This window comes from Chryseosolibacter histidinae, from assembly GCF_018598225.1.
Taxonomy (GTDB): domain Bacteria; phylum Bacteroidota; class Bacteroidia; order Cytophagales; family Cyclobacteriaceae; genus Chryseosolibacter; species Chryseosolibacter histidini.
Genome location: NZ_JAHESF010000011.1, coordinates 167,031 through 180,398, shown reverse-complemented (window position 1 = coordinate 180,398; position 13,368 = coordinate 167,031). Strand labels below are relative to the sequence as shown.

Below are 13,368 nucleotides of genomic sequence, written 5' to 3'. Positions count from 1 at the left end.
AGAAGAGCGTAGTGCAGATTCGAAGCTACACCTCCGCTCGGCTGCTAATTTTAAAGGATGACATCCTTTAAAAGGATGTCATCCTTGAAGATCAATACTCCACGGCACCGATATCGTACGCAAGGCCTTTGAGCCTTGCCTTCTTATAAAAGTCGGTGAGGATGCTGTAAACAGAGATGTCTCTCCCCATATCGATTACGGGTGACGTGCTTTGCAGCCGGTAGTTCGGTACGCTCAGATTTACAAAAAGTACCGGGTCGGCGGTGGTTGAGAAATAGTTGTTAGACATGTCGATCTTCACATCCTTGCTCAGCTTGTACACGAAGGCGTCATTAGGAATGCGTGGATAAACGTATGTTGAATACGTTGCAGGATTGACGATGATGTTGTTGATGATCACATTCATTGGCACACGCTCTGCATAGATCCTGATGCCATCAGACGCTGTGTTAACGATGGTATTGTTGATGAACTTGAAGCCCGGACCGGGTGTATAACGCTCATCGCAGAAGATACCGGCGCCACCCGCGCTTTCGATCACGTTGTTATAAATGATATTGTCGCCGAGGCCCAGCACATTCATGCCGTTGCCTGTGCCATTCCTGATCAGGTTGCCATAACAGATGCCGCCCGTACCCTCTCCAAGCTGGATTCCATTGCGCTGGTTGGCCACGTTGGCGGTGCCGTAGTTCTCAACGGTATTGGCGTAGATGCGCGCACCCTTGGTAGCGGATCCTACCTGGATGCCATCCCAGCCGGCGTTCTTCACGATGTTGTTATTCACTTTGAGATAATGGATCTCATGCGGAAACCGCTGGCCGCAGGTTGTGCTTCTGCCCTCAGCATAGAATGAGTTGCCGATGTAGAATGCCTCGCCGCCGGTGTCGTGAACATAGTTGTCGTTGAAGTAAACATTGGTCATCACGAAGTTCCCGCGGATGGTGGCATCGTCGCAGGTTGGGTCTGTTTTGGCCATGATGCCGGCAAAACCAGTGTTGGCGATCTCCACATGATCAACCTGAAAGTTGGTGCTGAGCTTGTCAAGTGTGATGCCCAGGCTGCCGCCGTTGATCATGATGCCATAAGTACCCGAGGTGTTACCTCCTGTGATGCGAAAGTATTTGCTGTTTTCGGTCTTCAGCGCGAACGACAGCCCCGTGCCGTTGATGTGGGCTGTGCCACCGCAGTTCTTGATGATGATGGGATTATCGGCCGTACCAACGATGTTTCTGAACAACAGGTTGCCGTAGTTGATCGTTGCGCTGAGCCCGATGACACTGCCAGGCTGAAGTCCCAACGCCGCGCCGTCGATCACGTGAGTCTTGTCGGGAACAATATACGTGCATGCGGAGCAGTCCGTAACATCCGATACAGCGGCCGTTGTCAGTTTGGCATCCGTTGCCGGGATCACCGTTTCATTCAGCAGCGCTTCATCAGCGCACCGGATGAATGTGGAAAGCAATACAAGAAGCAGGGCGCCGCTTTTAAGCGGGCTTGAAAAATGAAATTTGCTCATGGGTAAAAGAACTAGTGGGATTTTCTTAACAGGATCAATGGGCAACTACAGACAGACGGACGGGCGTTGTGTAACTATGTGATCATCTTTTGCCAGGGTTAGGTGAAATACAAAGGACGCTTAATCGCCAATGACAAAAGTATGTTACTGCCGGTCGGAAGCAGCTGTGTAAGGATTAAAAAGTTTTTGGCTTAAGACAGGTTAACGATGAGCAGAGAGAATTGCCGGTTGAATTGCCACTGAATGGCTGGTTGTCCGCTAGTCATCGAACCACTACGCGTAGTCGTCGGAGCACTTCCTCGCGCGAGAGCCGGCGCGCAGTGGTCTGACGACTATGGGCATAAAAAAAGGCCTGCGTGTGCAGGCCTTTTTAATCGTTAATAAAATTTGTACTCAATATTCATACGCCCCGATATCGTAAGCAGCACCTTTGAGCCGTGGCTGCTGGCGATAATCAACAGTAATGTTATAAGAAGCAATGTTGAATCCTTTATCGATCAACGGCGATCCGGCGCGTACACTGTAGTCGCCCGCCGGGGCATTGGTAAATTTCACCGAAGCGATGTCTCTGGTAAAATAATTGTTTTCGATCTTGGCCTTTACCGTTTTGCTCAGCAGGTACACATAGGCGTCGTTACCGGTTCGCGGATACTTGTACGTGCTGTAGCTGCCCGGGTTCACAATGACGTTGTTGAGCACAACGTTCATGGATACAAGGTCGGCGTAGATCCTGATGCCGTTCGTTCCGGGATTGATGATGGTGTTGTTGATGAACCTGAAGCCGCTGCCGGTAGCGGTGCGCTCATCACAGAACATGGCATCCTGTCCTGCGTTTACGATCACATTGTTATAAACGAAGTTTTCGCCATTACCCAGGATGAACAATGCGATGCCTTTTCCACCTTTGATGTAGTTATTGTAGAACTTTCCCGGCGCACCTTCGCCGAACTGAACGCCGTTGTTTTGGAACTTCACATTCTTTACACCGTAGTTCTCGATCCGGTTGTTGAACACCTGGGCGCCCTGCGGTGTCGAGCCAACCTGGATGGCTTCCCAGCCCGTGTTCCTGATCACATTATTGTAGATCTTCACACCTTCAATAATGTGCGGCAGCTTGATGCCGCAGCTGGTGCTCATGCCAGACAGGTAGAATGTATTGCCCACGTAGAATCCTTCGCCACCGGTATCGTGAACATAATTGTCGTGAAGCACAACGTTCCGCATCACGAAGTTGCCCCGGAGGGTTGCATCATCGCACGTGGGATCGGTTTTGGCCATGATGCCTGCAAAACCAGGATTGGAAATCTCCAGGTGGTCTACTTCAACATCTGAGCTGAGCTTGTCCAGCATCAGGCCCTGTGATCCGGCATTGAGCCTGATGCCGTAGGTAGTGCCTGTACCGCCGGTGATCCTGAAATACCGGCTGAGCTCTGTCTTCATGGCGTATGGTTTCCCCGTTGCATTCAGGGTTACGGTGCCTCCGCAGTTCCTGATGATCACGGGACTTGCCGCGGTACCCCTGATATTCCTGAACAGGAGGTTGGCATACGCGGCGCCGGCTTTCAGGCAGATCACGTTGCCTGGCTTGATCGCCAGTGCCTGCCCGTCTACAAGGTGCGTTCCTGCGGGAACAGTATAGGTGCAGCCGCAGTCGGTCGTTGCTGAAGCTGAAGTTGCCGGGTCATCGGCACGCTGCAATACCTCGTCTTCCGAACATTGCAGCAGCGCAGACAACGCAACAACAGCACACAGCCTGCCGGTAATAGAGGTTACCTTGTTCATTGATTTTTTTAAACGTGAAAATCCGGTCACAGCAGCGTCACCTTATTGGCAGGTGCCGATGGTGATCGGTGCTTCTTCAGTACCTTCCAGGTTCACAAAAGTGAGATCGCCGTATTTCAGCGCGGCCTTCAGGCAGATCACGCTTCCGGGTTTCAGACCCAGCTTGGCGCCGTCTACTACTTCACTGTTTTCATCCACTACAAAAGTGCAGGTGCTACATTCAACCTTTTCTGCCAGCTGCGTATAAGAACCCGAAAAAGTAAGACTCGATATGTTGGGTTCAGCAACGCTGGCCGCCGCAGTTTCAACATCTTCAGAAACAGCTAACATCTCATCTTCCTGGCAGCTTGCCAGCAGGCAAACAGCTACGAGTGCAGAAAACACTTTTTTTGCGATTGAAAAAGTTCTTTGGTTGGTCATGCTTACTTTGTTTAGGCCTTGGTCAGGCGGTGATTAAAAAATTAAACTGATTAAAAGAAAAAAGTCGCTACAGACGGGTCAGTGGTGTTCATTCATCTCATACTTACAGCCGTTTAAGTTCAACCTTCATCATTTCGGCCGGCAACCTAACGACAAGTGTTTACATTTCGCATATCGTGGACAGATTTAGACGATTGTTGGCGTTTATCCCCGATAAGCGAAAAAATTTTCACAAAATTCAGTGATCTAAATAGCTGGTTAACAGACAGATACCAGGCGAACAGCCATTGCGTTGTGCGATTACTTTAACAAAGTATAGACTAATGCTGTATATTAGTCTTACAATTTATATACAAATGAGCAAAGAATATCTGGGCGAATTCGAAGAGCTGGTGCTGACAATGGTCGGCATTCTGCAGAACGATGCCTACGGAAACGCTATCGTAACGGAGATCAAAGAGCGGGTGGGAAGAACAGTGAACCTGAGTGCTGTGCACGTTACGCTGTACAGACTCGAAGACAAAGGATATGTGAAGTCGCACATGGGTGGCGCCACCAACGCCAGGGGTGGACGGAGGAAAAGGATCTTCACCGTGACCAACGCGGGCCTGGCCATGCTGCGCGCCATGAAGGAAGCGCGGATGGACCTCTGGAAACTGATCCCTCAGCTGAAGTTCGGTTAATAACGACAGGACTAATGTTCAGTTATCAAACCCAGCGTAGCGAATCATGATGATCCATCATCCGCAAAAAAATAACCTTGCACTCCGGTTCCTTTCGTGGTTCTGTCCACCGGCGTTGTACGAAGGCATCGAGGGCGACCTGCTCGAGCAGTACGATCAGGATGCGCACGAGATAGGAACCAAAGCGGCACGCCGGCGGCTTGTGCTGAACGTGCTGCGGTTTTTCAGACCCGGCATCCTCTTACGAAACAGATTTTCATTACAGCTTATCAACAGTGTTATGATCGGAAATTACTTCAAGGTAGCCTCGCGCAACATCCTCCGGCGCAAATTGTATTCTTTCATCAATGCGTCCGGCCTGAGCATCGGCATTGCTTTCTGTGTGCTGATCTATCTTTTCATTCAGGACGAAAAAAGCTTCGACCAGTTTCACGCCAGCAAGGAACGGCTCTATATGATGCACGGGTTCGAGTACAACAGCAAGGCTTCCGGACCCGAAGACCAGTTCCACAAGATCGCACCCATGCAAATGGCGCTGCCACAGGTAATGAAGTCGGAATTGCCGGAAGTGGAGTATGCCACGCACTTCGCCGGGAATTCAGGCCTGATGAAATATGACGACAAGGTATTCCGGGAAAATGTTACTTACGTCGACGCTGATTTTTTCAGGATGTTCTCGTTCCGGCTTATCAATGGGAATGCTGAAAAACTTTTCGTCACCAACGATGAAGTGGTGCTGACAGATGCGATCGCCCGTAAGTATTTCGGAGACAAGGATCCCATGGGTGAACTGGTGATGATCGGAGAGCGCACCTTGAAAGTGACCGGCATCATCGAATCGCCACCGGCCAACTCAAGCCTGGACTTCCAGATCCTTACGCCGATCCAGGGATCGCGTGGTTACAATCAGCACAACCTCAACAGCTGGCTCAACATGGGATGGAGCGCCCTGGTTCAGCTCCACCCGGGAACCGATCTTGCCAACCTGGAGACCAAGCTCGATAAGCTCGCGGAAAAGTACATGGGCGAGCACCTCCAGCAATGGAAGCAGGAGCGGAAAGTACCTGACGGGATCATGCCTTACACGTTCCGTTTCACAAACCTGGCCGATATCCATTTCGACAAATCACTGGGCGGACGCAGGGTCAGTGACCGTAAATATTCCTGGATCCTGGGCGGTGTTGCCGTATTGATCCTGCTCATTGCCTGTATCAATTACATCACGCTTGCGCTCACCACGTCGGCACGACGCCGTATGGAAGTGGGCGTACGCAAAGTGGCGGGCGCGTATAAACGCCAGCTGGTGTATCAGTTCAGTGTTGAGTCGGTGCTGCTGGCTTTCATTTCAATGGTCATCGGCATCGGACTGACCGTGCTGTTCCTGCCTGCGTTCAATTCCTTCACGGGAAAGGGTATCACATTGGATCTTATGGAGATCCCTTCGCTGGCGGTGGCGTGCCTGGGCATTGCCCTGCTCGTGGGCCTGCTGGCGGGAAGTTATCCTGCGTTCTTCCTCTCAGGCTACCGGCCGGTTGACGTATTGAAAGGTGGATTCACGACCCGGCTGCAGGCTGGTTTTACAAAACCCCTGGTGGTGTTGCAGTTCGCATTCTCCGCTTTTCTCATCATCAGCTCTGTAACCATGTACAGGCAGATGGAGTATGTCTCTACAAAAGACCTTGGCTACGATCAGCATCAGCTGGTGGTGATCCGTACCAATGCCATGCGGGGTGAAGATTCGCTGAAGATCGGTGAACGGCTCCAGCACCGGGCCATGCTGAACCCCGCCGTGGTATCGGTAAGCGCAACAAACTTTCCTTTCGCAGGAGGTGATGGCATGATCTACAATATCATGAACAATCGCGATGGAAAGAGTGTGAGCGGTTATGTGGTCGATGCCAACTTTATCAAAACCATGAACATGAAATTGGCGCTGGGAAGGGATTTCGACATCAACAACGCTGCCGACGGGATCAATACGATCATCGTGAACGAGGCACTGGTGAAGGAGCTGAAATGGAACGACCCGTTGCAGGAGCGTTTGAAATTCAGCCACTCCGATACCCTTGGCTCGCGGATCATCGGTGTGGTCAGGGATTTTCATTTTAACTCCTTGCTGTCGGATGTGGGGCCTGCGTTTCTCTCGATCGATACGCATTACGGACGACTCGACCATATCCTGGTCAAGATCGCTCCTGATAATATTCCCGAAACCCTGGCACGTCTTCAGAAAGATTATACCATGGTAGCACCAGGCAAGCCGTTCGAATACAGTTTCCTCGATGAAAATGTTGCTCAGCAGTATGGCAAATTTAATCGCTGGATGTCGATCATGGGGCTTGCCACGGTGTTTGCTATTCTCATCTCGTGCCTTGGACTGTTCGGTCTTGCCGGCATCAACGCCGTGAACCGTACGAAGGAGATCGGCATCCGCAAAGTGCTGGGCGCGGATCTCGGAGCGATATTCGTGATGCTCAATAAACAGTTTGTATGGCTTTCCGTGATCGCATTCCTGATTGCTGCACCGTTGTCATGGTATGCCATGGACCAGTGGCTTTCCAGTTTCCATTTCCGGATCGAGATGGGTTGGCCGCTGTTTGTGACGGGTATGGTGATCGGGCTGTTCATAGCATTGTTGTCCGTGAGCTATCATGGCATCAAGGCAGCGCTGATCAATCCTGCAGAGACATTGAAGTATGAATAATGTAAAGATACCGGCCTGGCCTTTCCATTTGCTTGCGTGGTTCTGTCCGCCCGCCTTGTATGAAGGCATCGAGGGTGACCTGATCCAGCAGTTTGAGTGCGACGTGGAAGAGGCGGGGGAGAAGATCGCGCGCAGGCGACTCTTCCTGAACACGCTGCGCTTTTTCCGGCCGGAGATCATTTTCAGGAACAAGTTTTCAACTCAACTAATCGATACGGTTATGTTCACCAATTACCTCATCATCGCTTACAGAAATGTGCTGAAGAACAAAACATTCTCGGCCATCAACATCATAGGGCTCTCCATCGGCCTGGCGTCATGCCTGCTGATCTTCCAGTTCGTGAGCTTTGAGCTCAGCTATGACAAATTCAACGATAAGTTCGAGCGCACCTATCGCATCACCAACGACCGGTTCCAGAACGGCAAGCTGATCCAGCACGGCACCATCATGTATCCCACCATCGGGGGAACCATGCACAAAGACTATGAAGAGATCGAGGAGCATACGCGATTGATGCCGGGTGGTGAAATGAATGTCAAGATCAACGACAAGCTGTTCAGGGGCGATGTCTGTCATTTTGTGGACGAACATTTTTTGTCGGTCTTTTCGTTTCCGCTGCTGGCAGGTCAGCGGGCAACCGCACTGAAAGACCGTTACAGTGTTGTGCTCACGGAAAAGGTGGCAAAAAAATACTTTGAAGTGAACGATGGCGATTACGCGTCACTCATTGGAAAGACCATCTACTGGGGCCTCGATCCGCAGCCTTACACGGTAACAGGCATTTGTGGTGATGTGCCTGCGAACTCGCACATCCAGTTCAACGTGCTGGTGTCATACGCCACGCTGATCCGTCCCGATAACACAGGCGCCGACGACAGCTGGCAGTGGTCTGATATGCGGCATTACCTGGTGCTGAAGCCCGGCGTCGATTACAAAAAGCTTGAAAGCAAATTCCCCGCGTTCAGCGAACGTTACTTCAAGGGCGACAAAGTTTCGGGCAGTGTTGAAAAATTCTACCTGCAGCCGTTGCGGGAGGCGCACCTGTACTCCGACTATGAATACGACATCGCCAAAAAGGCCAGTGGCAAAGCTGTTTGGGCTATGCTGGTGGTGGCCATTTTTATTCTCTTCATCGCCTGGGTGAACTACATCAACCTGACCACGTCACGGGCGCTCGAACGGGCCAAAGAAGTAGGCCTGCGGAAAGTAATGGGTGCATTGAAAAGCCAGTTGATCAAACAATTCATTTTCGAATCGATGCTGCTCAGCGTCATTGCCTTCCTCATCGCGTTACTCCTGGCGCAGCTCCTCCAAACATCATTCAATCAGTTGGTAGGCACAGAGCTCTCGTTGTGGAAGGTGATTGGAGAGGCCGATGCCTTCACCATCGCTGTATTATGCACGGTGCTCATAGCGGGCATCCTGTTATCTGGATTTTACCCCGCTTTCGTATTGTCCTCTTATCAGCCCGTTACGGTGTTGAAGGGTAGGTTCATACGGTCTTCATCAGGCAACCTGATGCGAAAGGCGCTGGTGGTGTTCCAGTTCACCGCTTCCGTGGCGTTGATCACCAGCACCCTTATTGTCTCAAAGCAGATAAAATTCATGAATGAAACGGACCTTGGTATCGACCTTGGCCAGATCCTGGTGGTGCGCAACCCTGAGCGCACGCCCTATGACTCCACTTTCATCAGCAGGGTAGAAAGTTTCAAGGACCGCCTTACGCAGCTCGACGGCGTTACCTCTGCCGCTACGTCGGGACCGCTGCCAGGCAGGAGGTTGGGAAGGACGTTCGACATCCGGTTGAAAGATGGTGCCGGAACGGAGCACTATACCATGAGCCAATTCCAATGCGACTATGACTTTTTCGATACGTATAAAATTCCGCTCCTGGCTGGCAGGAAGTTTCTGGCCAGTGACCACAACGTTAACTGGGACAAGATCAACACGGTGGTTGTGAACCGTAACGCAACGGCCCTGCTGGGCTTCGAACGCCCGCAGGACATCGTTGGGCGGCAGATGACTTTCTGGGGGCGCGACTGGAACGTGGTGGGTGTGGTCGGTGACTTTCACCAGGAATCGCTTCGCAGTCCGATGGAACCCTTGTTTTTTATACCTGCGTACGGAAGGAACGCTACGTCCATACGACTGAGCACCAATGACTATCAACAGCTGATCCCCGCCATCGAGTCGGCCTTCAAAGAATTTTTTCCCGATAACATCTTCGAATATTTCTTTATCGAGGACCGGTACAAGCAACAGTACAGCGATGAGGATCGTTTTGCCAAAGTGGTGAACATTTTTACAGTGCTCGCCATCATCGTCTCGTGCCTTGGTCTTATCGGGTTGTCATCATACGCCGCGGTGCAGCGCACGAAGGAGATCGGGATCCGAAAAGTACTGGGCGCGTCGGTAGCCAACATACTTTCCATGCTCTCGCTCGATTTTGTAAAGCTTGTCGCCGTCGCCATTGTGCTGTCGATCCCGATCGCCTATTACTTCATGCAGAACTGGCTCGCTACCTACGCCTATAAGATCGCGTTAAGCTGGACAGTTTTTATCCTTCCCATTGTGCTGATCCTGTCGATCACCATTGTTACCGTGAGCTCACAGATCATCAAGGTGGCGTTGTCGAATCCTTCCAGGAGTTTGAGGCATGAGTAAAAAAGAAGTCAGGAGCCAGGAGTAAGGAGTCAGGAGGCCTTCGAATTCAGTGTTGTGTGTGATAAGCTGCGGACTGCGAATTAAGCAGAATGCAGGAGCGCTCTTGAGACGCTGGTGGTCAAAATAAAAAGGGTGGAACCAGTCCACCCTTTTTATTTTCCGAAGCTTCTAAATTATTTCAAGCTAAGTTTTTTCACAAGGCTGCCGTGGTGATAGTTGTTGCTACCCCTCGCCATAGTGCCCTTCGAATCACGCGCAGTGCTCATCCTGCTTCCTGCAGTAGGTTTTGTGATAGGTGAAATATTGGAGTATGCTCCGCCGCTTGTGACAAAGGTCTGAACAACCTGTGTGGTGCTCAGGTCTGTCCACTTGTTCTTGTTGGCAGCAGTATAGCTACCGGTAAAGACCTGGAAGCCGGCTTCCGGTTCAATGGCACCGTTAACAAGGTCGATGAACCTTACGGTGAAATTAAGCGGGTCAAGTGTTCCATCATAATACGTATAGCTCATGCCGTATGCTGCATTGCCCCAGGCTTTGGGGAAGAACACAAACTCGGGCCCCGAGTTGGTTTCCTGCACCGATCCGTTGAAGATATCAGCTTCCCAATTGTTGACCGTGGCTCCAATCCTTACCAACAAGTCCATGTCAGCGTAAGCCGTACTGGTGGGTGCGGGCCAGTAAAGGGCAACGATCAAACCATCTTCCTGGTTAATGGTGATCTTTACTTCGTCGTCGCGGGTAAGCTCGATGCCTTCAGTGGCGCTTTCGAGCTGGATCTCGATCGTTTCAGGATCTTCGATAAACGAATCAGAAAGCAGGTCTATTTTTATAACACCTTTTGATTGGCCTTTATCGATATTGATCTCTCCCGGATCCTCGGTGATCTCATAATCGTATGCCTGATTGCCGCTGATAGTAGCCTTGTCGACGGCAGTTCCGTCAAGTGTATATTCGATCGATATATCTTTGGGCGCGGGCTTATCAAGTGAAACTTCGACTTCAATGGTTCCGTCGGATTCCTTCACCGTCATCGTGGCAGCGGAAACAGAGACCTTCGGCTTCACCGGCGGGTCATCATCCTTGCAGGACGACAGCGCTACACCCAACACAACGACCGTAGCCAGGGATGATAAATACGTAATTGATTTTTGCATGACTGTATGGTTAATATAAAAATGGAGACTATTCAATGTCTTTTCTGATGAAAGCAGTGTGTTTTTAATGCAAACAGGATCAGAAATTAGCTTATTTCAATTATAAGTTATTCGATTTCGGCCTATAAAACAAATCCGTCAATCACCATTAATTTTTTTATCAGATCCGCTGGAATGCAAAGCTCCATCCGCTGCAGGGGTTGTACAGCTCGTAGAACTGGTCGTCCAGCTTATATATATAGGCCTTTCCGCCCTGCATGAGCAGATCAAGATACTTCTGCATGTTGTTGACATCGGCGTCTGTATCAGGGTTCCGCACAAAGAAAACATCCGGGTCAAACACCAGCTCCACGGCATTGCCTGCATACGTTGCCGTATACCTTTTTACCGCGATGGAAGTTGTTTCGTCGTCGTTCTGGAACAGAAACCCGACAGCGCTCAGGTTTTCGGTGGTGGAGATCGCGTAATCATTGTAGATCACCATCACCAGTGCGCCTTTGAGATCCTGCACGATCTGGCTGGCTGCCCTCTGGCCGTTCTCGTTGATGATGTTCTGGACGTCGGCAATATAGATCTCGGCGCTTGTTTTGAACGAGGCACCGTTGTTGTTGAACAGGGTGGTTTCCATTGAAACCTTGTCGTTGGATGACGTCACGCCGCTGAACACCGGGGCCGCCTGGGTGGCCGGAGGGCAGTAGCTCGCCATGGTCTCCGTCAGTGTATTCAGGTACAGGCTCTTGAGCACAATGTTATTGCCGTTGAAAGTGGTGCGCAGGGGTGTATCGAACACAATGGAATCCCTCCTGAGGGTATACGGTGTGGTCAGGGTCAGCGCCTGGCCTGTTGCTGTGCTGCTCTTGAGCGATATGTAGTTGAACTCCGCCACGCGTTTGAAGGCATCGATGGAAAAATAGATGGCAAGGTCCTTATCGGTGTACGCTATTCTCACCGAAGAGAATGATCCGAAGAAATTCAGTGGCTCCCCGAACTTGTCGAGGTTGAGAGACATGTTTTTCGCCAGGAATGACTTTTCATTCTGGGCCGCTTGCTGGAAAACGATTATGGTAGGATTGGCGATGTCAGTTTTGCTTTTGAATACCAGGGCATTGTCAGGCGTCTTGTTCACGTAGTTGAATTCGTACTCGGCGCCGAAGGTTGCCTGCTCCTGCTCGAACAGGAAGCTGAAGAACGAATAGGTCTCGAAGATCAGCTCCAGGCCCAGTGAACTGTCGATGCGATAGCTGATGGTCTGCGTCTGGAATTCTCCACTGTTGGCACCGAGGTCGGTCTCGATGGTCACCTTATTATTGGCTTCGAACTTCATGATCACAAAGTATGACCCGGCACCGTCAACGGGCTTGTAGCTTACTTTCCATCCGTGGGGCGGTGCGATGAGGTCTGCCTTCAATGCAGCGATTGCTTCCGCGGCCCTTTCATCAGCGGTCTTGTCGAATACGTTGATGTCGTCATCATCATCGCACGAGATCATCATGATGACGGCAAACAGGAGGATATTGTAAATTACTTTCTTCATGACTATAATTTTGCCTGGATCAACGCTCTTACCTGCAGCAGGTCAACGCCGGTGTTGGTTTTGTAATGGGCAAGGATCGCGTTGTATTTTCTTCTCAGCTTGGCCCTTCCTTCGTTCCGCGCGATACAATCGACATCGGCGCAAACTTCATCGTTGATGAACCGGTCATAAAAATCGGGACGGAATAACAGGAAGGCCACTACCTCGGCGAAATCTTCGTTGAATGTGCTGGTGCCGTAGGGTGAAACAAAACCTCTTTCGAGCGCTTCGTCGTCAGTGAGGTTGTACCATGAGCCCAGCGACGTGTAGCCCTGGGGAGAGATCTCCTGCCAGTTGGGCGGCAGGTTGTAACGCTGGTGCATGATGTGTGCAAACTCGTGATAGATGGTGCCCAGCTGCCGGAAGATCCACGCTTCGTTATCCCTGTCGATAAAATTCACTTCCGTGAGCGTGATCCGCGCGCCCGCATCGGCGGTTCCCAGTGTAACGGTACCGTCGGCGTTGTAAATGGTAGAGCCGATGAAGATCACCTCCGCCGGCACGTGTGCCCTGAAGAATGCATTGCCGCTGGGAACGCTCACAAAAGGTTGCACCCAGAACTCCGTAAGGAAATTGAGCATGGGCTGCACCACCTCCAGTCGGGGAGGAGCTACCCGCTTGGTCTGGTCAACGTACCGGTCTACATATTTATAACGCACCGCCACACCATACTCATCGATAAAGTTGGTCTGTATGTACTGGTCCAACGGCTCTTCCGAGAAGGGCTGTTCCTTAACGGGACTCTCCACACTCTCATCAGGGTAACATGACATGGCCACGCCAAGCACCCCTATGAAGAACATTGATATAATCTTTCTTTTCATTTTCGTCTTCTCAATTTTTTTTAACAACAGCCCTTTGAGGGTTCGGA

The 13,368-nt window shown here is 50.9% G+C and carries 9 protein-coding genes; 3 read left to right on the top strand and 6 right to left on the bottom strand.

Translation table 11 applies throughout. From position 1 onward, the window contains the following. Nucleotides 1-91 precede the first annotated feature (91 nt). From KK083_RS13220 to KK083_RS13210, 3 genes are all read right to left on the bottom strand, one after another. Nucleotides 92-1,516, bottom strand: a complete 1,425-nt coding sequence (locus KK083_RS13220) for a right-handed parallel beta-helix repeat-containing protein (protein ID WP_254163716.1) — start codon at nt 1,514-1,516, stop codon at nt 92-94. A 393-nt stretch (nt 1,517-1,909) separates the two neighbouring features. Beyond that, nucleotides 1,910-3,298, bottom strand: a complete 1,389-nt coding sequence (locus KK083_RS13215) for a right-handed parallel beta-helix repeat-containing protein (RefSeq protein WP_254163715.1) — start codon at nt 3,296-3,298, stop codon at nt 1,910-1,912. A 42-nt stretch (nt 3,299-3,340) separates the two neighbouring features. Continuing rightward, nucleotides 3,341-3,718, bottom strand: coding sequence for a hypothetical protein (locus tag KK083_RS13210; RefSeq protein WP_254163714.1), 378 nt, complete (start codon nt 3,716-3,718; stop codon nt 3,341-3,343). Nucleotides 3,719-4,074: 356 nt separating this feature from the next. Here KK083_RS13210 and KK083_RS13205 point away from each other — a divergent pair, with 356 nt between their 5' ends. The 3 genes from KK083_RS13205 to KK083_RS13195 are packed head-to-tail and all read left to right on the top strand — an operon-like array spanning nt 4,075 to nt 9,770. Continuing rightward, on the top strand, nt 4,075-4,401 hold the full coding sequence (locus tag KK083_RS13205) for a PadR family transcriptional regulator (RefSeq protein WP_254163713.1): 327 nt from the start codon (nt 4,075-4,077) through the stop codon (nt 4,399-4,401). A gap of 46 nt (nt 4,402-4,447) precedes the next feature. Continuing rightward, entirely contained in the window at nt 4,448-7,105 is a 2,658-nt protein-coding gene (locus tag KK083_RS13200; RefSeq protein ID WP_254163712.1) for an ABC transporter permease, read from the top strand. Beyond that, the gene (locus tag KK083_RS13195) at nt 7,098-9,770 is read left to right on the top strand and encodes an ABC transporter permease (RefSeq protein ID WP_254163711.1); all 2,673 of its coding nucleotides are present in this window, start codon (nt 7,098-7,100) and stop codon (nt 9,768-9,770) included. The genes KK083_RS13200 and KK083_RS13195 overlap by 8 nt, the downstream gene beginning before the upstream one ends. Nucleotides 9,771-9,943: 173 nt before the next feature. Here KK083_RS13195 and KK083_RS13190 read toward each other — a convergent pair whose 3' ends face one another. The 3 genes from KK083_RS13190 to KK083_RS13180 all read right to left on the bottom strand — a co-directional run bounded on the left by KK083_RS13190 (nt 9,944) and on the right by KK083_RS13180 (nt 13,321). Then, nucleotides 9,944-10,924: a Calx-beta domain-containing protein gene (locus KK083_RS13190; protein ID WP_254163710.1), complete on the bottom strand. Its 981-nt coding sequence runs from the start codon at nt 10,922-10,924 to the stop codon at nt 9,944-9,946. Between the two features lie 160 nt (nt 10,925-11,084). Then, a complete protein-coding gene (locus KK083_RS13185) occupies nt 11,085-12,458 on the bottom strand; it encodes a DUF4302 domain-containing protein (protein WP_254163709.1) in 1,374 nt (457 codons plus the stop codon). Nucleotides 12,459-12,460: 2 nt separating this feature from the next. Further along, nucleotides 12,461-13,321, bottom strand: coding sequence for a substrate import-associated zinc metallohydrolase lipoprotein (locus KK083_RS13180; RefSeq protein WP_254163708.1), 861 nt, complete (start codon nt 13,319-13,321; stop codon nt 12,461-12,463). Nucleotides 13,322-13,368 lie beyond the last annotated feature (47 nt).

Bases quoted from the DNA above. Each gene is read 5' to 3' on its own strand.
- KK083_RS13220 (WP_254163716.1), bottom strand. From the start codon at position 1,516: ATGAGCAAATTTCATTTTTCAAGCCCGCTTAAAAGCGGCGCCCTGCTT.
- KK083_RS13215 (WP_254163715.1), bottom strand. From the start codon at position 3,298: ATGAACAAGGTAACCTCTATTACCGGCAGGCTGTGTGCTGTTGTTGCG.
- KK083_RS13210 (WP_254163714.1), bottom strand. From the start codon at position 3,718: ATGACCAACCAAAGAACTTTTTCAATCGCAAAAAAAGTGTTTTCTGCA.
- KK083_RS13205 (WP_254163713.1), top strand. From the start codon at position 4,075: ATGAGCAAAGAATATCTGGGCGAATTCGAAGAGCTGGTGCTGACAATG.
- KK083_RS13200 (WP_254163712.1), top strand. From the start codon at position 4,448: ATGATGATCCATCATCCGCAAAAAAATAACCTTGCACTCCGGTTCCTT.
- KK083_RS13195 (WP_254163711.1), top strand. From the start codon at position 7,098: ATGAATAATGTAAAGATACCGGCCTGGCCTTTCCATTTGCTTGCGTGG.
- KK083_RS13190 (WP_254163710.1), bottom strand. From the start codon at position 10,924: ATGCAAAAATCAATTACGTATTTATCATCCCTGGCTACGGTCGTTGTG.
- KK083_RS13185 (WP_254163709.1), bottom strand. From the start codon at position 12,458: ATGAAGAAAGTAATTTACAATATCCTCCTGTTTGCCGTCATCATGATG.
- KK083_RS13180 (WP_254163708.1), bottom strand. From the start codon at position 13,321: ATGAAAAGAAAGATTATATCAATGTTCTTCATAGGGGTGCTTGGCGTG.